This window comes from Sphingomonas sp. 66-10, from assembly GCF_001897045.1.
Lineage (GTDB): Bacteria > Pseudomonadota > Alphaproteobacteria > Sphingomonadales > Sphingomonadaceae > Sphingomonas > Sphingomonas lycopersici.
In genome coordinates this window covers 143,108-164,594 of the sequence record NZ_MKRR01000111.1, presented here as the reverse complement: position 1 = coordinate 164,594, position 21,487 = coordinate 143,108, and the positions used below count along the sequence as shown (strand labels likewise).

General features: G+C 67.6%; 20 protein-coding genes. 13 read left to right on the top strand and 7 right to left on the bottom strand.

Annotated features, from left to right (window positions below):
* From BGN95_RS11625 to BGN95_RS11585, 9 genes are all read left to right on the top strand, one after another.
* On the top strand, positions 1–1,343 hold a 1,343-nt coding region (locus BGN95_RS11625; protein ID WP_286772677.1), incomplete at its 5' end, for an XrtA system polysaccharide chain length determinant.
* The gene (locus tag BGN95_RS11620) at positions 1,340–2,386 is read left to right on the top strand and encodes an AAA family ATPase (protein ID WP_286772676.1); all 1,047 of its coding nucleotides are present in this window, start codon (positions 1,340–1,342) and stop codon (positions 2,384–2,386) included. The genes BGN95_RS11625 and BGN95_RS11620, both read left to right, overlap by 4 nt.
* The gene (locus BGN95_RS11615; RefSeq protein ID WP_286772675.1) at positions 2,383–3,978 is read left to right on the top strand and encodes a hypothetical protein; all 1,596 of its coding nucleotides are present in this window, start codon (positions 2,383–2,385) and stop codon (positions 3,976–3,978) included. Before BGN95_RS11620 ends, BGN95_RS11615 begins: the two co-directional genes overlap by 4 nt.
* 36 nt (positions 3,979–4,014) lie before the next feature.
* On the top strand, positions 4,015–5,031 hold the full coding sequence (locus BGN95_RS11610; RefSeq protein WP_265269197.1) for an ExeA family protein: 1,017 nt from the start codon (positions 4,015–4,017) through the stop codon (positions 5,029–5,031).
* Between the two features lie 2 nt (positions 5,032–5,033).
* Positions 5,034–5,873: an XrtA system polysaccharide deacetylase gene (locus BGN95_RS11605; protein ID WP_286772674.1), complete on the top strand. Its 840-nt coding sequence runs from the start codon at positions 5,034–5,036 to the stop codon at positions 5,871–5,873.
* Positions 5,870–6,871: a FemAB family XrtA/PEP-CTERM system-associated protein gene (locus BGN95_RS11600; RefSeq protein WP_286772673.1), complete on the top strand. Its 1,002-nt coding sequence runs from the start codon at positions 5,870–5,872 to the stop codon at positions 6,869–6,871. The genes BGN95_RS11605 and BGN95_RS11600 overlap by 4 nt, the downstream gene beginning before the upstream one ends.
* Complete coding sequence (locus BGN95_RS11595) at positions 6,868–8,010, top strand: TIGR03087 family PEP-CTERM/XrtA system glycosyltransferase (protein WP_286772672.1); 1,143 nt, start codon at positions 6,868–6,870, stop codon at positions 8,008–8,010. The genes BGN95_RS11600 and BGN95_RS11595 overlap by 4 nt, the downstream gene beginning before the upstream one ends.
* Positions 8,007–9,518: an exosortase A gene (gene xrtA / locus BGN95_RS11590; protein WP_286772671.1), complete on the top strand. Its 1,512-nt coding sequence runs from the start codon at positions 8,007–8,009 to the stop codon at positions 9,516–9,518. The genes BGN95_RS11595 and xrtA overlap by 4 nt, the downstream gene beginning before the upstream one ends.
* A complete protein-coding gene (locus tag BGN95_RS11585; protein ID WP_286772670.1) occupies positions 9,518–11,410 on the top strand; it encodes an XrtA/PEP-CTERM system amidotransferase in 1,893 nt (630 codons plus the stop codon). Before xrtA ends, BGN95_RS11585 begins: the two co-directional genes overlap by 1 nt.
* Before the next feature lie 121 nt (positions 11,411–11,531).
* Here the strand turns inward: BGN95_RS11585 and BGN95_RS11580 are convergent, their stop codons facing one another.
* The 3 genes from BGN95_RS11580 to BGN95_RS11570 form a co-directional block, all read right to left on the bottom strand.
* The gene (locus BGN95_RS11580) at positions 11,532–12,197 is read right to left on the bottom strand and encodes a PEPxxWA-CTERM sorting domain-containing protein (protein ID WP_286772669.1); all 666 of its coding nucleotides are present in this window, start codon (positions 12,195–12,197) and stop codon (positions 11,532–11,534) included.
* A 140-nt stretch (positions 12,198–12,337) separates the two neighbouring features.
* Entirely contained in the window at positions 12,338–13,417 is a 1,080-nt protein-coding gene (locus BGN95_RS11575; RefSeq protein WP_179511492.1) for a 1,9-bis(guanidino)-5-aza-nonane synthase, read from the bottom strand.
* Positions 13,418–13,522: 105 nt separating this feature from the next.
* The gene (locus BGN95_RS11570; RefSeq protein WP_179511493.1) at positions 13,523–14,755 is read right to left on the bottom strand and encodes a type III PLP-dependent enzyme; all 1,233 of its coding nucleotides are present in this window, start codon (positions 14,753–14,755) and stop codon (positions 13,523–13,525) included.
* A 173-nt stretch (positions 14,756–14,928) separates the two neighbouring features.
* Here BGN95_RS11570 and BGN95_RS11565 point away from each other — a divergent pair, with 173 nt between their 5' ends.
* Complete coding sequence (locus tag BGN95_RS11565; RefSeq protein ID WP_265312300.1) at positions 14,929–15,861, top strand: threonine ammonia-lyase; 933 nt, start codon at positions 14,929–14,931, stop codon at positions 15,859–15,861.
* A gap of 82 nt (positions 15,862–15,943) precedes the next feature.
* On the opposite strand, the gene BGN95_RS11560 is transcribed toward BGN95_RS11565, so the two are convergent.
* The 3 genes from BGN95_RS11560 to BGN95_RS11550 all read right to left on the bottom strand — a co-directional run bounded on the left by BGN95_RS11560 (position 15,944) and on the right by BGN95_RS11550 (position 16,695).
* On the bottom strand, positions 15,944–16,111 hold the full coding sequence (locus tag BGN95_RS11560) for a Flp family type IVb pilin (RefSeq protein WP_179511495.1): 168 nt from the start codon (positions 16,109–16,111) through the stop codon (positions 15,944–15,946).
* Positions 16,112–16,239: 128 nt separating this feature from the next.
* On the bottom strand, positions 16,240–16,407 hold the full coding sequence (locus tag BGN95_RS11555) for a Flp family type IVb pilin (protein WP_265269204.1): 168 nt from the start codon (positions 16,405–16,407) through the stop codon (positions 16,240–16,242).
* 114 nt (positions 16,408–16,521) lie between these two features.
* Positions 16,522–16,695, bottom strand: coding sequence for a Flp family type IVb pilin (locus BGN95_RS11550; protein ID WP_173399396.1), 174 nt, complete (start codon positions 16,693–16,695; stop codon positions 16,522–16,524).
* 72 nt (positions 16,696–16,767) lie between these two features.
* Here BGN95_RS11550 and BGN95_RS11545 point away from each other — a divergent pair, with 72 nt between their 5' ends.
* On the top strand, positions 16,768–17,259 hold the full coding sequence (locus BGN95_RS11545) for a (deoxy)nucleoside triphosphate pyrophosphohydrolase (protein WP_286772668.1): 492 nt from the start codon (positions 16,768–16,770) through the stop codon (positions 17,257–17,259).
* Between the two features lie 114 nt (positions 17,260–17,373).
* Here the strand turns inward: BGN95_RS11545 and BGN95_RS11540 are convergent, their stop codons facing one another.
* Positions 17,374–18,360, bottom strand: coding sequence for a sensor histidine kinase (locus BGN95_RS11540; RefSeq protein ID WP_286772667.1), 987 nt, complete (start codon positions 18,358–18,360; stop codon positions 17,374–17,376).
* A gap of 240 nt (positions 18,361–18,600) precedes the next feature.
* On the opposite strand from BGN95_RS11540, the gene BGN95_RS11535 reads away from it, so the two are divergent.
* Together BGN95_RS11535 and BGN95_RS11530 are read left to right on the top strand one after the other, a co-directional pair.
* On the top strand, positions 18,601–19,788 hold the full coding sequence (locus BGN95_RS11535) for an efflux RND transporter periplasmic adaptor subunit (protein ID WP_265311989.1): 1,188 nt from the start codon (positions 18,601–18,603) through the stop codon (positions 19,786–19,788).
* The coding region (locus tag BGN95_RS11530; RefSeq protein WP_502688282.1) for an efflux RND transporter permease subunit at positions 19,785–21,487 on the top strand (1,703 nt) is incomplete at its 3' end. The genes BGN95_RS11535 and BGN95_RS11530, both read left to right, overlap by 4 nt.

Genomic DNA, 21,487 nt, shown 5'->3' with positions numbered 1-21,487 from the left:
CCGGCGCCAACGGCGCCACGACGATCGGCGATCAGGTGCGCGATATCGATACCGTGCGGCAGACACTGACCTCGGCGGTCAATCTCGAAAAGGTGGTACGCGGCACCGATCTGGCGCGCGGCGCGACCACCGATCGCCAGATCGCCGATCGCGCCGCCGGGTTGCAGAATGCGATCAAGATCACCGCGCAGCAGGACAATCTCTACGAGATCGCGGTCGCCTCGTCGTCGCCGCGGCTGGCGCAGCAGATCGCGCAGCGGGTGATCGACCTGTTCGTCGAACAGAATCTCTCGGACGACCGCAGCCAGAGCGCGCAAACGCTTCAGTTCCTTGATTCCCAGCTCCAGTCGCTCGGCGCCAAGCTGCAGGATGCCGAGGTGAAGCGCGCGGATTTCCAGAACCATTATCTCGGCTCGCTGCCCGGCACCGGATCGGTCAGCGACCGGATCGGCGCAGCGCGCGCGCAGATGAGCCAGGTCGACAGCGATCTCGCCGCGGCGCAGGCCAATCTTTCCGCGCTCAACGGCCAGATGGCGGGCACGCCGCGCTCGGTGCCGGGGCTCGGCCCGGCCCCGGGGATGGCGCCGGCGCGCGCGCGGCTCGCGGCGATCCAGGGCCAGCTCGCCGATGCGCGCGCGCGCGGCTATACCGATGCCCACCCCGATGTCGTCGCGCTCAAGGCGCAGCTCGCGCAGGCGCAGGCCGATGTGAAGCACGAGCCCGCACAGGCGGGTATCGCTGGGGCGGACAATCCCGCCTATCTCTCGCTCGCCTCGATGCGCGCCGACCGGCAGGCGGCGGTCACCGCGCTGGTCGCGCGCAAGCGCCAGCTTCAGTCCGATCTCGATACGCTCAACGCCAAGCTGGCGCAGGACCCAGCGGTCGCGGCGGAGCAGGGCGGGATCGATCGCAGCTACAACGTCCTCAAGAACCAGTATGACCAATTGCTCGCCCAGCGCGAGCAGGTCGCGCTGCACAGCCAGGCGCAATCGCAGACCGATGCGGTGAAGTTCAGCGTGATCGATCCCCCGACCAGCCCGCGCACCCCGACTGCGCCCAACCGGCCGCTGCTGCTCACCGGGGTGCTGGCGGCGGGGCTGCTCGGCGGGCTCGGCGCGGCGTTTGCGCTGGGGCAGATCCAGGCGACCTTCCCGACCGCGCGGCGGCTGGAGAAAGCGTCGGGGATGCCGGTGATCGGCTCGATCGGCGAGATGATCACCCGCACCCAGGCGGAGGATCGCGCGCGCAAGCTCAAATGGCTTGCGGGCGGTGCGGCGGCGCTGGTGGCGAGTTACGTGATCCTGCTCGGGGTCGAGATGGTGCAACGGGGGATGGCGGCATGAGCGAAACCCCGGCCCCCCGCGACGGCGCCCCGCGCGACGGATCGCTGATCGAGCGCGCCGCGCAAATCTACGATTTCGATGCGCAATTCCGCGTGCGGCGCGCCGCGTCGCTGCTGTCGACGCGCACGGCGAGCGAGCCGCAGCCCGAAGCGCACAGCTTCCTCGACGATGCCCCGCCGCCGCCGCCGGGCGCCGAAACCCTGTCGCGCGAGGCCGCGCTGACGCTCGCCGCGATCCCGCTCGAATTGCGCGATTTCGGCATGAGCGACGAGGATGACGAGGCCGCGGCATCGCCCGTGCCGTCGGACGTGATCGCGATCGACCGCGCGTTGCTCGCGGCGAAGGGCATGCTGGTGCCGGGTGCGCCGGTGGGGGCGCTGGCCGAGGAATTCCGGCTGGTGAAGCGGCAGTTGCTGCTCAACGCCCGCTCGATCGCAATGGGCACCCCCGAGCGCCGTGCGCGGACGATCCTCGTCGGATCGGGCAAGCCGGGCGAGGGCAAAACCTTTTGCGCGATCAACCTCGCGATCAGCCTTGCCGCCGAGCGCGATGTCGAGGTGCTGCTGGTCGACGCCGATTTCGCCAAGCCCGACGTCATGGCGTCGCTCGGCCTCAGCGATTCGACCGGGCTGCTCGACATCATCGACGATCCCGCGCTCGATCCCGAGGCATTCGTGCTCAAGACCGATGTGCCGCAGCTCTCGCTGCTCCCGTCGGGCGCGCGGAGCCACGCCGATACCGAATTGCTCGCCAGCGCGCGCACCGCCGAGGTGCTCGATCGGCTGCTCGCGGCCGATCCGCGCCGCATCATCGTGTTCGATTCGCCCCCGGCGCTGGCGGCCTCGCCGGCATCGGTGCTGGCGCTGCTCGTCGCGCAGGTGATGCTGGTGGTCCGCGCCGATCGCACCACCGAGGGCGATGTGCGCGAGGCGGTCGGGCTGCTCGACGGCTGCGAGCATATCAGCCTCGTCCTCAACGCCGTTTCCTACGAGCCGCACCGCGGGCGCTTCGGCAGCTATTACGGACAAGGCGGGCGCGGATGAGGCTTGCCTTCCTGGCCGTTGCGCTCGCCGCATCGCCGGCGGCGGCGGATACGCGCTACCTCATCCCCTATGTCGAGGTGGGGCAGGCGATCGGCGCCGATCTTTCCAGCGACGATGTCGTCACCTGGACCCAGCTTGCGGCGGGGATCGATGCCGGCGTGTCGGGGCGGCGCGCCGAGGGGCAGATCAGCGCGCGTTACGAGCGGCGCATTCCCTGGGGCGGCGATCTCGTCGATCAGGACATGCTGTCGGGCCTCGCGCGCGGCTCGATCAAGCTCACCCCGGCCCTGTCGTTCGACGCCGGCGCGCTGGCGACCCGCACCCGGGCGGATATCCGCGGCGCGGCGCCGGGGCTGTACAGCAGCGACCCGGCCAATATTTCAAATGTTTATTCGATTTATCTCGGGCCGCAACTGAGCACGGCGGTCGGGCCGGCGCAGCTGACCGCCGCCTATCGCTTCGGTTATACGAAGGTCGATGCCCCCGCCTTTACCGGGATCGCGCCGGGCGCGCCACGGCTCGATTATTTCGATCAGTCGACTAGCCATCTCGCAACGGCTTCGATCGGGACGCGGGCGGGGGCGATCGCGCCGTTCGGCATCACGCTGAGCGGCGCGATAGAGCGCGATTCCGCCACCGAGCTGTCGCAGCGTTACGAGGGTGAATTCGGCCGCGTCGACGTGGTGCAGCCGATCAGCCGCACGGTCGCGATCCGCGGCGGGGTCGGCTATGAGAAGATCAAGGCCACCCAGCGCGACGCATTGCTCGACGGCAACGGCGCTCCGGTGCTCGATGGCAACGGACGCTTCGTCACCGACCCCAATTCGCCGCGCCGCATCGCCTATAATACCGACGGGCTGATCTACGACGCGGGGGTGATCTGGCGCCCGTCGCCGCGGCTCGAGCTGCAGGCGAACGCGGGCTATCGCTATGGCGGCGAGACCTATTTTGGCTCGCTCTCGTGGCGCCTGACCCCCAACAGCGCGATCCGCGCGGTGGTCTACGACGGGGTGAGCACCTTCGGCCGCCAGCTCCGTGACGGGCTCGCCGGGCTGCCCACCGCCTTTGATACCGGCGGCGGCGGCGCGTTCGGGCAGCAATTCGCCGGCTGCGTCTTCGCTTCGCAACCCGCGACCGGCGGGGCGGGCGGATGCCTCAACAGCGCGTTCCAGTCGATCACCACCGCCACCTATCGCGCGCGCGGGGTCGACGTGGTCTACAGCCGCACCGCCGGGCTCACCCGGCTCGGCTTCGGCTTCGGCTATGCCAATCGCAAGCTTTATGCGCCGCCGGCCGCGCCGGGGATCACGCTGTTCGGCGTGATTGACGAAAGCTATTATGCGCAGATCTTCTACGCGCGCGCGCTCAGCCGCAATTCGGAGGTCGATGCCAATCTGTTCGTGAATTATTACGACAGCGGCGTGCCGGGGATGCAGGGCGTGCTCGGCGCGGGCGCGACCGGCAGCTATCAGCATCGCTTCGGCCGGCTCGGCACGATCGCGTCGCTCGGCATTTACACCTATGACCAGCGCGGTTTCGACAGCATCTGGTCGCTCCAGGGGCTGCTCGCGGCGAGGTATGAATTCCGATGATCGCCCGGCACCCCGACAAGCAAGGAACATCGTGAGATGTACGAGGATCATTTCGGCCTCAGCGAGCGGCCGTTCCAGCTCACTCCCGATCCCAAATATTGGTTCGACAGCGCCACGCATCGCAAGGCGATGGCCTATCTCGGCTATGGGCTGGCGCAGGGCGAGGGGTTCATCGTCATCACCGGCGATATCGGCGCGGGCAAGACGACGCTGGTCGGGCATCTGACCGCGCGGATCGATCCCGCGAACCTGCGGGTGATCTCCCTGGTATCGAGCGCGATCGAGGCGGACGATCTGCTCCGCGTCGTCGCGAACGGGCTGGGGGTGAGCGACGTGCCGCGCAACAAGGCGGATCTGCTCGCCGCGATCGAGCGCGGGCTCAATGCGGTCGCGCGCACCGGGCGGCGCACCCTGCTGATCGTCGACGAGGCGCAGGCGCTGCCGCTCCCCGCATTGGAGGAGTTGCGCATGCTCTCCAATTTCCAGGCGGGCGGGAAGGCGCTGCTGCAGATTTTCCTGCTCGGCCAGCCCGAGTTCCGCGAACGGCTCCACGGCTCCTATTCGCTCGAGCAATTGCGCCAGCGGGTCATCGCGCTCCACCATCTCGAACCGATGGGCGAGGAGGAGGTCGCCGACTATATCGGCCACCGGCTGCAGGTCGCGGGGTGGCAGGGGCAGCCCGATTTCGCCGAGGATGCCTTCCCCTTGCTCTATCGCGCGACCGATGGCGTGCCGCGCCGGGTGAACCAGCTGATGGGGCGGGTGATGCTTCACGCCGCGATCGCGGGGACGACGCTGATCGACGCGGCATTGATCGAGGAAGTCCAGGCCGATGCCGCGCGCGATCTGCCCAGCGCCTCGGCCCCGCCGGCGGGGTCGGCGACGATCGCCGACGAGGGCATCCTCGCCGAGCGTATCGCCGCGCTGGAGGCGCGGATCGCCGAGCAGGACGCCGCGTTGCGCCGCGTGCTGACCTTGCTGGTCGACTGGGTGGAGAATGAGCCCGTCCCTCTTGCATCGCGGCTGGAGGCAGTGCGCGGCGCGGCGGCCTGAACATGGGCGTGGTCAACGGCCTGTCGGTCGATATCGAGGAATGGTTTCAGGTCGGCGCGTTTGAGCGGACGATCGCGCGTGCGGATTGGGATGCGCTCGAATCGCGGGTCGCCTCCAATACTGCGACGGTGCTCGATCTGTTCGCCGAGACGGGGGTGAAGGCGACCTTCTTCACGCTCGGCTGGGTCGCGCAGCGCCAGCCCGCGCTGATCCGTCGCATCGTCGCCGAAGGGCATGAGATCGCGAGCCACGGCTGGGATCATGCGCGCGTCTTCACGCTCGACGCGGCGCGCTTTCGCGACGATCTGCGCCGGACCCGCGCCGCGCTGGAGGATGCCGGCGGCGTGAAGGTCACCGGCTATCGCGCGCCGAGCTTCTCGATCGACGCGCGCACCCCCTGGGCGCATCAGGTGCTGGCGGAGGAAGGCTATACCTATTCGTCGAGCGTCGCCCCGATCGCGCACGATCACTACGGCTGGCGTGAAAGCCCGCGTTATGCGTGGCGCCCGTTGCGCGATGCGCCGCTGATCGAGCTGCCGGTCACGGTGGCCGAACTGGCCGGGCGGCGGCTGGCGACCGGGGGCGGCTTTTTCCGCTTGCTGCCGGGCGCCTTGACCGATTTCGCGGTGCGACAGGTCAATCGTGCTGGGCAGCCGGCGATCTTCTATTTCCATCCGTGGGAGGTCGATCCCGATCAGCCGCGCGTCGCCGAAGCGCCGTTGCGCTCGCGGGTGCGGCATTACAGCCGGCTCGGCGCGATGGCGGGGAAGCTGCGCGGGCTGGTCCAGCGGCATCATTGGGGGCGGGTCGACGCGATCGCCGCGCGCGAGACGCCGCCATGACGTTCGCCGTGCGGAAGGCGACCGCCGCCGACGACGCGGCGATCACCGCGTTCGTCCGCGCGCAACCGGCGGCGACCCCCTTCCACCTCCCCGCGTGGAGCCGCGCGATCGAGCGCGGCTGCCGGCAGCGCGCGCATTATCTGATCGCCGAGCGCGACGGCGCGATCGCGGGGGTGCTCCCGCTGACCGAGATGCGCTCGCCCTTGTTCGGCAATGCCTTGGTCTCGGCGGGTTTCGCGGTCGACGGCGGGGTGCTGGGCGAGGGCGGGGAGGCGCTGGTCGCCGCCGCGTGTGCGCTCGGGCTGCCGTCGATCGAATTGCGCGGCGGCGCCGCGCCGGTGGGCTGGGCGGTCGACGATACGACCTATCTCGGCTTCGTGCGGCCGCTGGCGGCCGATGATGAGGCCGAACTGGCGGCGATCCCGCGCAAGCAGCGCGCTGAAATGCGCAAGGCGCTGGCGAACGAGCTGGAGGTGGTGACCGGCGGCGCCGAGCGCGCGGGCGAACATTATGTGGTCTATGCCGAATCGGTGCGCAATCTCGGCACCCCGGTGTTTCCCCGTGCCCTGTTTCGCGCGGTGCTGGAGACGATGGACGCCGATGTGCTGACCGTGCGGCATCGGGGACGCGCGGTGGCGAGCGTGCTCAGCCTCTATTTCAACGACATCGTTTACCCTTATTGGGGCGGCGGGACCGCGGCGGCGCGGGGGTTGCGCGCCAACGACCGGATGTATTTCGCGTTGATGAGCCACGCCCGCGCGCGCGGCTGCACCGCCTTCGATTTCGGCCGGTCGAAGGCGGGGACGGGCGCGGCGGCGTTCAAGAAGAATTGGGGGTTCGAGGGCGTGCCGCTCGCTTATGCCAAATGGAGCGAAGGCGCGGCGCGCGAGATCAACCCGCTCAACCCGAAATATGCGCTGATGGTGCGCACGTGGCAGCGGCTGCCGCTGCCGCTCGCCAATCTCCTCGGCCCGTGGATCAGCCGGGGGCTCGGGTGAAGGAAATCCTGTTCCTCGCGCATCGTGCGCCCTTTCCGCCCGATCGCGGGGACAAGATCCGCAGTTTCCATATCCTGCGGCATCTCGCGGCACGCGCGCGGGTGCATCTCGTCGCCTTTGCCGACGATCCGCGCGATCTCCACCCGGCGGCCGAGTATCGCGCGCTGGTCGACGAATGCGTGATCGTCCCGCGCACCAAATCGCGCCTGCGCGCGGCGCTGGAGGCGCTGGCGACCGCGCAGCCGCTGTCGGTGACGGCCTTCGCGCATCGCGGGGTCGAGCGCGCGGTGCGCGATATCCTCGCGCGGCGGCCGATCGAGGCGATCTACGTCTATTCGGGGCAGATGGCGCAATATCTGCCGGTCGCCGGGCCGCGCACGATTATGGATTTTGTCGATCTCGATTCGGCCAAGTTCGCGGCTTATGCCGAAGACGCGCAGGGCATCACCCGCTGGATGATGCAGCGCGAGGCGCGGATGCTCGCCGCCTTCGAGCGCGAGGTGGCCGGGCGGGTCGATGCCAGCCTGTTCGTGAGCGAGGCGGAGGCCCGGCTGCTTCCCGGCAGCATCGCGATCGAGAACGGGATCGATACCGCGCATTACGATCCGACGGCCGCGCATGTCCCGGAGGTGGGGCAGGGGCCGCTCGTCGTGTTCACCGGGCAGATGGACTATCGCCCCAATATCGATGCGGTGACGTGGTTCGCGCGCGATCTGCTGCCGCAGATTCCGGGGGTGCGCTTCGCGATCGTCGGCCGCGCGCCGAGCGCCGAGGTGCGCGCATTGGCGGGCGAGCGGGTGATCGTCACCGGCGAGGTCGCCGATGTGCGTGGCTGGCTCAAGGCGGCATCGGTGGTGGTCGCGCCGCTCAAGCTCGTGCGCGGCATCCAGAACAAGGTGCTGGAGGCGATGGCGATGGCGCGGCCGGTAGTCGCTTCGGTGGCAGCGGCGGAAGGGATCGATCACCGCGGCACGATCCGCGTCGCGCGTGACGGTGCGGATTTCGTCGCGTCGGTCAATGCGTTGCTCGCCGATCCGGTTGCCGCGGCGGCGCTCGGCAAGGCGGCGCGCGCGCAGGCGATCGCGCGTTACGATTGGGCCGCGGCGCTCGCCCCGCTCGATCCGCTGATCGGCCTGTGACGATCGCGCTGGCGGTTGCGCGCCCGACGGCGGCGGCATGGCGGCAGGCGCTGGTCGCGCTTGCGCTGGTGGCGGCGGCGCTGCTGATCGCCTTCCACCGCGATCTCGCCGCCATGGCGCATATCTGGTGGACCAGCACCACTTTCGGTCATTGCCTCTTCATCGCCCCAGTCCTCACCTGGCTGGTGTGGATCAGGCGGCGCGAACTGGCGCGATTGCGGCCCGAGGCGTGGTGGCCGGGAATCGCGATCGTCGCGGCGGGCGGGTTCGGCTGGCTGGTCGGCGATGCGGCGGGGGTGGCGTTCGCGCGCCAGCTCGGGCTGGTGATGATGTTGCAGGGCGCGGTGGTAACCCTGCTCGGCGCCAATGTCGCGCGCGGGCTCATGTTTCCGCTCTGCTATGCCGTATTCCTCGTCCCGTTCGGCGATATGCTCGAGCCGCCGTTGCAGCAGGTGACGGTCGCGATCGTCCTGCCGCTGCTTCATCTGGCCGGCGTGCCGGCGGCGGTGGACGGGGTGCTGATCCACGCCGGACGCTATTATTTCGAGGTGGCGGAGGCGTGCTCGGGCGCGAAATTCGTCATCGCGATGCTGGCCTATGGCGTGCTGGTCGCCAATCTGTGCTTCGCCTCGTGGCGTCGGCGCTTGTTGTTCATGCTCGTCTGCCTGGTCGTCCCGGTGCTCGCCAACGGGGTGCGCGCGTTCGGGACGATCTATGCCGCGCACCTCACCTCGGTCGAACGGGCGACCGGCTTCGACCATATCGTCTACGGCTGGTTGTTCTTCGGGCTGATCATGGTGCTCGTGATGGCGATCGGCTGGCGCTGGTTCGATCGCGCGCCCGATGCGCCCGCGTTCGACCCTGCGACGCTCTCCACCCCGCTCAAACACCGCATCGCGCTCGCCCCGGCCGTGGCACTGGTGCTGCTCACGGCGGGGCTGTTCGCCGGGTGGAGCGCCGCGATCGCCGCGCGCACCGCGATTTTGCCGGCGCAGATCGATCTGCCCGCGGTGCCGAGCTGGCAGCGCGCGCCGCTCAGCACCCGTGCGCCGTGGCAGCCTTATTACCCCGGCGCGGATCATTATCTGTTCGGGCGCTACACCGATCGCAATGGCGCAGCGGCGGATTTGGCGATCGCGGTTTTTGCCAGCCAGCGTGAGGGGAAGAAGCTGGCAGCGTTCGGCACCGGCGCGCTGCGCGAAGGCGATGTGTGGGTGCGGGTCGCCGATGTGCCCGGTTTTGCCGGGGGGCGCGCGATGCGGATGACCGCCCCCGGCCCGGTGGAGCGCATCGTGGCGACATGGTATCGCGCGGGCGGCATGGTTACCGGAGACGACAGGATCGTGAAGCTCGCGACATTGAAGGCCCGCATGTTGGGCGGCGATCAGGCGGCGGTGGCGATCCATATCTCGGCGGAGGGCGCGGCGGCGCGACGGACGATCGAGAATTTCCTCGGCGCCCTCGGACCGATCGACCGCTTGGCGCACGATGTGGCGGCGCCGCGCTGATGTGCGGCATCGCCGGGCTCTACTATCCGGGGACGCCCAAGCCGGTCGATCCGGCGCGGGTGCGCGCGATGGCCGATGCGATGGCGCATCGCGGGCCGGACGGATCGGGGGTGTGGACCGCGCCCGGCGTCGGGCTCGGGCATCGTCGGCTGTCGATCATCGACGTCGCCGGGTCGCCGCAGCCGATGGCGAGTGCAGACGGCGCGCTGACGATCGTGTTCAACGGCGAAATCTATAATTTCCAGGCGCTGCGGCGCGAGTTGGTGGCGCGCGGCTGGGCATTCCGCACCGAGGGGGATACCGAGGTGCTGCTCGCCGGCTGGTCGACCTGGGGGCCGGCCATGCTCGACCGGCTGGTCGGGATGTTCGCCTTCGCGATCCACGATGCGCGCGCCAACACCTTGTTCCTCGCGCGCGATCGGCTGGGGGTGAAGCCGCTCTATTATGTCTCGCTCGCCGACGGCGCTTTCGCCTTTGCGTCGGAACTCAAGGGGCTGCTCGCCCACCCGTTGCTCCGCCGCATGCCCGACGTCACCGCGGTCGAGGATTATCTTGCCTACGGCTATGTCCCCGACGACGCGTGTATCGTCGCGGGGGTGAAAAAGCTGCCGGCGGGGCATTTCCTGCTGATCGAGCGCGGCCGTCCGATCCCTGCGCCGCGATCGTGGTGGGATATCTCCTTCGCCGATCGCGCCCCCGGCAGCACCGCCGTGCTGGAGGAGGAATTGCTTGCCCATATGCGCGAGGGCGTGCGCTCGCGGATGGTGGCGGACGTGCCGCTCGGCGCGTTCCTCTCGGGCGGGGTAGACAGCTCGGCGGTGGTTGCGCTGATGGCTGAGCAATCGCCGCGCGCGGTCAAGACGTGCACGATCGGTTTCACCGTCGCCGATTACGACGAGCGACGCCATGCCGCCGTGGTTGCCGAGCGCTTCGCCACCGAGCATCGCGAGCGGGTGGTCGACGCCGAGGATTTCGCGCTGATCGATACGCTCGTCCACGCCTTCGACGAACCGTTCGCCGATGCCTCGGCGCTCGCGACCTGGCAGGTCTGCGCGCTGGCGCGCGAGCAGGTGACGGTCGCGCTGACCGGCGACGGCGCCGACGAAGCGCTCGCCGGCTATCGCCGCTATCGCTTCCACGCCGCGGAGGAACGCGCGCGCGGGCTGCTGCCCGCCGGGCTGCGCACGCGGGTGTTCGGGACGTTGGGGCGCGTTTACCCCAAGGCCGATTGGGCGCCGCGGCCGTTGCGCGCCAAGACGACCCTGCTCGCGCTCGCCGCGGACGGGGCGGAGGCCTATGCCGGTGCGGTCGGGGTGACGACGCCGGCGCTGCGTCAGTCGCTATACACCGATGCGGCGCGGCGCGCGCTTGGGGGGCATCGCGCGGAGGATCGCTATATCGCCGCGATGCGCGATGCGCCCGCGCGCGACGCGCTCGACCGCGCGCAATATGCCGATCTCAAGATCTGGCTGCCCGGCGATATCCTGACCAAGACCGACCGCACCAGCATGGCGGTGAGCCTCGAGGCGCGCGAGCCGTTGCTCGATCATCGGCTGGTCGAATTCGGCGCGCGCTTGCCCGCGGCGATGCGGCTGCGGCGCGGCGAGGGGAAGTGGCTGATGAAGCATGCGATAGAGCGTTATCTGCCACGTGAGACCCTCTATCGGCCCAAAATGGGGTTCGTCACCCCGGTCAGCACCTGGTTCCGCGGCGCGCTGGCGGCACAGGGAGCGGCGCTGGCGCGCTCGCGGACGCTCGCCGGGACCGGTTGGTTCGATCTCGACCGGCTCGCGCGGCTCGCCGAGGCGCACCGCACCGGCCGCGAGGAGCACGGCCGGACCTTGTGGCAATTCGTGATGCTCGAAAAGAGTCTCGCGCGGCTCTTCGGTTAGATCGGGATCAGCTATCCCCGTTCGCCCTGAGCTTGTCGAAGGGCTGTCCGTCCTTCCGAGGAAGAAAGGACAGGGCTTCGACAGGCTCAGCCCGAACGGGGATGATGTAATCCCGAACTATTTAAGCGAACGACACCTTCGTAGTACGATAGCGCAGCGCCCCGCCGATGCCGAACATGCCGAGCATCATCATCGCCCAGGTCGCCGGCTCGGGAACGCCGCCGCCACCCGGCCCGGTGATCGGAACATAGGAGGTGATGTTGGTCACCGACGCATCGCCGATGTTGACGTAACCGTTGACGAGATTGTTGAAGGTGGGATTGTTTTGCGCGTCGAGCGCGACCACCGACAGGCTGCCGCCCTGAATCTGCAGCTGATATTGCGCGCCCTGGAACGCGAAGTTGGCAAGGTAGAAGAAGCCGTTGAACTTCCCGTTGTTATACTGGATCGCCATCGGCGCGATCGCGTCGGCGGCGGTGAAGGTCAGCCCGCCGAAATTGAACACGAACTGATCCGAAGCGGGGATGTTCGCCGCATCGGGGAAGCTGTTGGCGAGCACGTTGACGAACCCCGATCCCGCGGCCGGGATCAGATCGTTGTCGAACACGAAGCTGCCGGTGAAGGTCTGCCCCGGGAAATAGCCATTGCCGCTGAACGGCGCCTTCACATTGGCGTTGCCGCCGAAGGTGCCGGCGGAGAAATCGGCCATATTGTAGACATCGGCCAAGGCTGGGGTCGAAACGACGAACGCAACCGCCGCGATCGCGGGCATGAGCATGCGAGACATGTGGGCATCTCCCCTCTCTGGTTATCCCTGAATTAACCAAATTTATCGGGACGCAAACCCATATGCGAGGGGAAAGTTTCATGTTGCTAACGATTTGGGTGCGGCCGCCCCAGGGGCAGGGGGCCGCACCCGCAATCGGATCAGGCGAAGATCTTCGCCCAGCGCCGCTCGGCGCGATCCTTCCACAGCCCGCGATGATAGGCGTCGGAGGCCAGCAGCGGCATCACGCTGCCCGCTTCGGCGAACACCATCTGCTCGATCCCGGTGTTGACCTTGCCCCAGCTCGCCGCCTCCTGCAGCGTCGAGGAGGAGCAGGCGCCGTCGCGCACGTCGGCGACGGTGATCTGCACCGCGTATTTGTGCACCTCGACGTCTTCATGGCCAAGGATCTCGGCGCAGACCACCGTGTCCTGGATGAAGTTCTTGGGCACCCCGCCGCCGATCATCAGCAGGCCGGTGGTGCCGGCCTGGATTTTGATCTCGGTCAGCTCGCGGAAATCAGCCACCGCGTCGATCATCAGATAGGGCTTGCCGGCCTTCATCTGATCGACCTGATGCTTGACGAGCCCGAAGCCGGCCGAGCTGTCGACGAACGCCGGGCAGAAGATCGGCACGTCATGCTCATAGGCGAGCTTGACGAGGCTGTTTTCCTTCTTGCCGTGCTCCGACAGGTAACGCCCCATCTCCCGGATGAAGGCGCGCGAGGAATAGGCACGCGGTTCCAGCTCGTTCGCGATCTTGTTGATCGTGAAGTCGCAGTCCTGCAGCTGCTCCTCGTCGATATAGGTGTCGTAGATGCGATCGATGTAGAGCGAGCGCAGCGTATCGTCGTCGGGGATTTCGAGCGCCTGGTAATGCTTGTGGCCAAGCCCCTCGAAGAAATCCATGTCGACGATCGTCGCGCCGGTGGCGACCACCACGTCGACCATCTTGTTGCGCACCAGATCGGCATAGAGGTCCATGCACCCGCCGGCTGAGGTCGAGCCGGCGATCACCAGCACGACGGTGCAGTCCTTGTCCGCCAGCATCTGGTTGTAGATGTTGGTCGCGCGGCCGAGATCGCGGCTGGTGAAGCTCATGTCGGCCATCGCATCGACGATCGGGCGCGCGTCGAAGCTCTTGATGTCGATATGCTTGACCTGCTTCGACAGCAGTTCCTGCTTGCGATTGTCGTTGATCGGCGCGTTGGCCGCGGCGGTCTTGTTGAGCGTATCGGTCATGGGGTCTCCCATTCTTGTACCCGTCGTCGTTATGGGGACGCGGAAACCCAAAGGGTCCGCTATGCCGGCTTCACGTCGGCATAGCGGACCCGGATTGCGCCGCTATTACAGCGTTACGACGTTGTTCGCGACCTTCGGCTCGATATCGGCGTAGAGCGAGACCATCGGCTCGTCCGTCGTGACGATCGTCTCATCCGAACCGAAGCCGTTGAACGCGGTGCGCATCGCCGCGCCATAGGCGCCGAGCATCCCGATCTCGATATAATCGCCGGCCTGCACGTCCGCGGGGAGCAGGAACGGCCCGACCATATGGTCGAGGTCGTCGCAGGTCGGGCCGTAGAACGAGAAGGGGTGGTCGCGCACCGTCGACTGCGGCTCGCGCAGCAAGGTGACAGGGAAACGCCAGCCGATATGCGCCGCATCGAACAACGCGCCATAGGCGCCATCGTTGATATACAGCTCGTTGCCGCGGCGCTTTTCGACGCGCACGACCAGCGAGCTATATTCGGCGCACAAGGCACGGCCCGGCTCCGCCCACAGTTCGGCCGAATAGCTGACCGGCAGGCTTTCGAACGCGCGGTGGATCGTCTCGAAATAACGCTCCAGCGGCGGCGGCTCCATCCCGGGATAGGAGGAGGGGAAGCCCCCGCCGACATCGATCACGTCGACGGTGACCGCCGCCTCGACGATCGCCAGCCGCACGCGCTCCATCGCCTCGGCATAGGCCTCGGGGGTCATCGCCTGGCTGCCGACGTGGAAGCAGATGCCGAGCGCATCCGCCGCCTGGCGCGCCGCGAACAGCAGCGGCTTCGCCTCATGCGCGGCGACGCCGAACTTGGAGGCGAGGCTAAGCTTCGAATGTTCGGACGACACGCGCAGCCGGACGCACAGCGTCAGGTCGCTGGCATTCTTGGTCGCGCGGACGATCTTCTCCAGCTCTTCCAGGCTGTCGAGGCTGAACACGCGCACGCCGTGGGTGAAATACGCCTCGGCGATCGCTTCCTCGGCCTTCACCGGGTGCATGAAGCAGAGCGTCGCGCCGGGCACGGTGCGCGCGACGAGGCGCACCTCCGCGATCGAGGCGACGTCGAAATGCGTGATGCCATTCGCATAGAGGGTCGCGATCAGCTCGGGGCTGGGATTCGCCTTCACCGCATACATCGACCGACCCGGAAACTTCTCGACGAAGAATCGGGCGGCCCGCGCGGCGGCGTGCGGACGGATCAGCGTCACCGGCTGAACCGGTGTCCGCTTCGCAATGTCGATGGCTCCGTCAACAGCGGTGACGGGGATAATCGAGGGGGACGCTAGCCCCAGCGCGCTATGATGCTTGTGCAACTCAAGGGACCTCCAATTGCCTCGCGGCGGTTCGTCGAAAAAAGCTGCCTTGCGGTTGGAAGTCCCATGGGGCAGCGGACGGGCGAGTTAGGGTCGCTGGACCCGAATGTAAAGTGGTTTCAGATGAGGCGAGATCGATCGTGACTATTGTAAGACAGCCAACCCGTGCCGGGGTGCGTGACGCAGCCGCAAAAATCGCCGCGATTCTGCCGCCTACGCCGCTTTTCGTTCATGAAATCAACAACGTGCCGATCGCGTTCAAGGCCGAGACATTGCAGCCGATCGGCGCCTTCAAGATCCGTGGCGCGTGGCATCGACTCACCGCGCTGGATGAGGATTCGCGCCGCCGCGGGGTGGTGGCTTTCTCGTCGGGCAATCACGCGCAGGGAATCGCCTGGGCGGCGCGGCGGCTGGGAATCGCGGCGACGATCGTGATGCCGGCGGACGCGCCCGCCGCGAAGCGCGACGCGACGCTCGCGCTGGGCGCCGAGGTGGTCGATTACGACCGCGCCACCGAAAGCCGCGAACTGATCGCCGGGCGACTCGCCGAGGCGCGCGGCGCGACATTGGTGCCGAGCTTCGACGATCCCTGGGTGATCGAAGGGCAGGGGAGCGCCGCGATCGAGGCCACGCAGCAGATGATCGCGGTGGGCCTCGGCGAGCCGACTCATGCCGTCGTGCCATGCGGCGGCGGCGGGCTTTCGGCGGGAATCGCGCTCGCGCTGCCCGAGGCGCAGATCACCGTCGTCGAGCCCGAGGGCTGGGACGATATGGCGCGCAGCCTCGAGGCGAGCTGGATCGAGCCGGTCGGCCCCAATCCACCGCCCACGGCGTGCGACGCGCTACAGACGCGCGAGGTGTCGCCGCTGACCTTCGAGGTGCTGGCGCGGCGCGATGCCAAAGGGGTCGCGGTGAGCGAGGAAGAGATCGCCGCAGCGCAGCGCTGGGCGGCGGAGCGGCTGCGGCTGGTGGTCGAGCCGGGTGGCGCGGTCGGCCTCGCGGCGATGCTGGCGGGCCGGGTGAAGCCCGCGCCGGGGATGCTGGTGATCCTGTCGGGCGGCAACGTCGATCTGGCGGCTTACGCGCGGGCGCTGGCCGGCGGATAACGGCAAAAGAAGCGCGGCAAAATAAAAGGGCAGCGAATCGAAATTCGCCGCCCCCCTGTTTTCTTCGCCTGAGCGTAAAGGCTTACGAAGCCTTCATGTTGCTCGAAACGTTGTTGAAGGTCTTGTTGAGCTGGTTGCCCAGGCCCTGCATCGCGGCGATCGCGGCGACCGCGATCAGCGCGGCGATCAGGCCATATTCGATGGCGGTCGCGCCCTTCGAATTCTTCAGGAACGTGCGGATCTTCTGCATTTCGTATCTCCAGTCGTATTCCAAACTTCAGTCACCCGACCGGATTGGGAGGCCCCCCATCCAGCCCAAAAAGCGTTAGGCTCCTGAAGTTGAGGAATGTTTAAGAGACGGCGTTCATCCGCCGGGCCTTATGAGGCCTTCATGCTGGTCGAAACGTTGGTGAAGGTGGTGTTGAGCTGGTTGCCCAGGCCCTGCATCGCGGCGATCGCGGCAACCGCGATCAGCGCAGCGATCAGGCCATATTCGATGGCTGTCGCCCCCTTCGAATTCCTCAGAAAAATGCGAATCTTCTGCATTTCGTATCTCCGGTCGTATCCTAGAGCGTTACTCACCCGGCCGGATTGGAACCCCTCCCCAACCCAGGGAGGGAAATAGGATGCCCAAGTTGACGAAGGTTTAAGAGGTGCCGCTCAATGCGCGTTGGTCACCGCGCTGTTGATATTGTTCCACATGCCCGTGGTAACCGACGCAACCCCTTCGAAACTGGCAATCATTGTGATCACGATCAGCGCCACGATCAGTCCGTATTCGACGGCGGTGGCGCCACGCCGCGCCGCCACGAGCCGCGTGATGAAGAAGCGCATGCCGGTATTTCTTTCCGATCGCTCGCGGGACATGACGCCGGGATGGCAGAATAGGCTTAACGAAGTGTCGACATGCCCGCTTTGACCGAAATACTTCCCGTCGTCGCGGTGGCGCTCGCCGACGATCGGGGCCGCTTCCTGATGCAACAGCGCCCCGCGGGAAAGGCGCATGCCGGGCTATGGGAGTTTCCCGGCGGCAAGGTGGAGCGCGGCGAAACCCCTGAAGAGGCGCTATGTCGTGAACTGGCCGAGGAACTCGGCATCCATGTCATGCCCGACGACCTGTCGCCGTTCGCATTCGCTAGCGAGCCCGCGGGTGGGGGGCGGCATCTGATTCTGATGCTCTATCTATGTCGTCGCTGGGCCGGCACGCCGCATGCGATCGAGGCGGCGGCGTTATGTTGGGAGGCGCCGGCCGCGCTTGCTGCACTGCCGATGCCGCCGGCGGATGTGGTGCTGGTCGAGGCGCTGAAGGAGCGGGCAATTTCGACTATATGTTCAACCCGACACGATAAACCAAATCCATATAAAGCGGACGAGTGCCGTTCCGCCGAAGAAGAGTAAGAGCGGTGCGAAGATGATTTCCGTCCAGCGGTGGATATTGCCGCTGCGGGTAATAAGCGGTCAGGCCGGATGGGACGGATAGAATGAAAGATATCATTGCAAATTGCCGACCGCTCACCGCATCCTCGCCACCGGAAAGTGCAGCGTCGCGATCGTCTGGCCTTCGCGACGGGTGATCGCGATGTCGCCGCCCAGTTGCGAGGCGAGCGCGGCGATCAGGCGTTGTCCCATCCGCGCGCCGTCCCCGTCGGGCGGCGCATAGCCCACGCCGTCGTCGGCGACGCTGAGCTGCATCGCATCGGGGCGGAACGGATGCGGGCGCAGCCGGACGCCGACAGTGCCCGGCCGGTCGTCGGGATAGGCATGTTTGGCGATATTGGTCAGCAATTCGTTGGTGATCAGCCCGAGGATCACCGCCTGCGACAACGGCAACCGGCATTCGTCGATCTCCAGATGGAGCGCGATCGGGCGCAGGTTGAACCGGCTCTGTCGCATATCGTCGCACAGATTGCCGAGAAACGCGCCGATCTCGACCGTTTCGCGCTCGGCTTCCTCGATCCGCAGCCGCTGATAGACCCGGCTCAGCACCACGATGCGCGATGCCACGCTGTCGAGCGCGGCGACGGCTTCGGGAGTGGCGGCGCTCTGGCGCATCAGCGAGGTGCTCGACACCAGCATCGCGAGGTCGTTGGCCAGCCGATGCGACAATTCGCGCAGCAGCGCGGCGGTGCGTTCCTGCGCGTGATGCGCGGCGGCGAGATCGGCGGCGAGTGCGTCGCGCTGGCGGTTGCGCCGCCCGACATACCAGGCGGCGATCAGCCCGAGCGTGATCGTCGCGATCAGCCCCAGCGCATCGTCCGGATCGGTCACCGCAAAGCCGTCGCCGGGCAGCACGAAGGCGAGTTCGAGCGCGCCGATCGCGATGCCGGCCAGCGCCGGTCCGCGCCCCGCGCCGCCCGCGATCACGGTGAAGGCGAGTGCCATGAAGATGCACAACAGCCATGGCCGATCGGGGGCGAGGTGCAGCCCGCCCAGCGTGACCGCGGTGACCAGCGCGATCGCGCCGGCGAACAGCAGCAGCGGGCGTTTGATCACGGGCATCACGGGCAATTCCAGACAGGTGTCGACCCGAGCCAACTTGCCGTCGCTTGCTTACGCCCACCTTACCCCGTGCGCCTCCCGGCGATATCCGGCGGCGGGTACGTAATGTGCCTGTAAGTCTGGGCTTGTAGGGGCGGCGGAGCCTCGCCGGGAGGCGACGTTGTTATCAACCCATTTTGTCCGCAGGGCCGCTTGACCGACGAACCAGCCTCCATCCCGCCCTTGCCGGCGGCCCGTATCATGAGCAACGGCGCGCAATTGCGTCTGATCGGTCTTGCCGCGGTCGCGCTAGTCGCGCTGCTGCTGGTGATCGCCGGCGTCCGCGCGCTGCTGGCGCCTGCGCCCGCGCCGCCGGAGAAATTGCCGGCGGGCGCGTTCCGCCCGACCCGCGAGCAGCTCGCGCAGCTGACGATCGCGCCGGTACGCAGCGGCGCCGACAGCACGCTGATCCGCGCGAATGGCGCGATCGCGGTCGACGGGGATCGCAGCACGCCGGTGCTGCTGCCGTTTTCGGGGCAGGTGATCGCGGTCTATGTCGAGCCGGGTCAGCGGGTCGCGCCGGGCCAGCCGCTGCTGCGCATCGCCTCGCCGGAAATGGTCGACGCGCGCAACACGCTCGCCGCCGCCGGCGCGCAACAGGCAAGCGCGACCGAAGCGCTGCGCGTCGCCGAAGCCAATGCGGCACGGCAGAAAGCGATTTACGAAACCGCGGGCGGCGCGCTGAAGGATTATAGGCAGGCGCAGGCCGATCTCGTCGCGGCGCAATCGGCGGCGCGCACCGCGCAATCGGCGGTGAACGCGGCGCAGAACCATCTCGCGATCTTCGGTCACGGTGGGGGCAATGCCAGCCAGCCGGCGACGATCTATCGCGCGCCGGTCGGCGGGCTGATCGCCGATCGCAACGTCGCGCCGGGACAGTTCGTCACCGCGGGAAGCACTGCGCCGCTGATGACGATCACCGATCCGACGCGGGTATGGCTGGTCGCGCAGCTCGCCGAAAGCGACGTGGCATCGGTCCATGTCGGCGATCAGGTCGAAGTGACCACACCGGCGCTGCCCGGCCGCACCTTTGCCGCGCGGGTCGACAATGTCGGCGCGGCGCTCGATCCCGCCAGTCACCGCCTTGCGGTGCGCGCCACGATCAGCAACCCGGACGGCGCGCTCAAGCCGCAGATGTTCGCCTCCTTCACGATCCGCCGCCAGACCGGCGGGGCGGACGGCATTTTCGTGCCCGCGTCGGCGGTGATCCATGAGGGCGACACCGCACGCGTGTGGATCGTCGGGCGCGACAAATTGCTCTATGCGCGCGCGGTGACGACCGCGCCGGGCGAGGGCGGGCAGATCCGTATCGTCACCGGGCTGACGCCGGGCGACCGCGTGGTGACCGCCGGCGCCTTGTTCGTGAACGAGGCGGGTATCGACCAATGAACCGGCTGGTCGAGCTGGCGCTGCGCCAGCGGATGCTCGTGCTCACCCTGCTGATCGGGCTGATCATGGCGGGGGTGGTAGGGTTCGCCAACCTCAATATCGAGGCCTATCCCGATCCCGTCCCGCCGATGGTCGAGGTGCTGACGCAGAGCAACGGCACCTCCGCCGAGGAGATGGAACGCAACGTCACCACCCCGATCGAGGTGGCGATCGCGGGGCTGCCGCATCTGACGGCGGTGCGCTCGATCTCCCTGTTCGGCCTGTCCGACGTGAAGATCCAGTTCAGCTATGACGTGACGTTCCGTGAGGCCGAGCAGTTGGTGCTCGGTCGCCTGTCGCAGATTCCGCCGATGCCCAACGGCGCGCAGCCGACCATCTCCCCCACCAGCCCGATCGGCGAAATCTATCGCTATCGCGTCGTCGGGCCGCCGGGCTATTCGGTGATGGACCTCAAGACGCTGCAGGATTGGGTGCTCCAGCGTCGTTTCAAGCGGCTGCCGGGGGTGGTCGACGTCACCGGCTGGGGCGGCAAATTGCGGACCTATGAGGTGCGGCTCGATCGCGACAAGCTCGTTGCGCACGGCGTCACCGTGCCGCAGGTGCTCGCGGCGATCGGCAAGAGCGACGGCAATGTCGGCGGCCAGACGGTCAATTTCGGCGAGCAGGCGGCGATCGTCCGCGGGGTCGGGCTGATCCAGTCGGTCGAGGGCATCCGCGACGTGATGGTCGGGATGGGCGGGACGACCCCGGTGCTGCTGCGCGATGTCGGTACCATCGAGATCGGCAACATGCCGCGGCTCGGCATCGCCGGCGACGGGCAGACCGACGATGTGGTGATGGGCATCGTGCTGATGCAGCGCGGTGCGCAATCGATGCCCGCGATCCGCGCGGTGGAGCAGGAGGTCGAGACGATCAACGCCGGCGGAGTGCTGCCGCCCGGCGTGCATCTCGAACGGATCTACGACCGCTCGAACCTGATCGGCGTGACGACCCATACGGTGATGCACAATCTGGTCGCCGGGGTGCTGCTGATCTGCCTGCTGCAATGGCTGTTCCTCGGCAATCTGCGCAGCGCGTTGATCGTCGCGGTGACCATTCCCTTCGCGCTGTCGGTCGCGGTGCTGGTGCTGATCCTGCAGGGCGAATCCGCCAATCTGCTGTCGCTCGGCGCGCTCGATTTCGGGCTGATCGTCGATGCGAGCGTGATCATGGTCGAGGCGATCTTCCGCCGGATGGTCGATCGCTCGCACAATATCGGCAGCGGGCGGATCCACGCCAGCACCGCCAACCGCTTCTCGGCTATTCTTCACGCGTCGAGCGATGTCAGCCGCGGCATCTTCTTCGCCGCGGCGATCATCATCGCGAGCTTCCTGCCCTTGTTCACGCTGACCGGGGTGGAGGGGCATATCTTCGGCCCGATGGCCAAGACCTATGCTTATGCCATCGCCGGCGGGCTGGTCGCGGCGTTCACCGTCGCCCCGGTGCTCTCGGCGCTGTTGCTGCCGGACAAACTGGCCGAGGTCGATACCTGGGTCGTCCGGCAGCTCAAGCGCGTCACTGAGCCCGCGGTGGGTTTTGCCCTCGCCAATCGCGTGCTGACGCTCGGCATCACCGGGCTCGCGCTCGCCGCGTCGCTTTATGCGGTGCGGGTGCTGGGGGTCGAGTTCCTGCCGCATCTGGAGGAGGGCAATCTCTACAT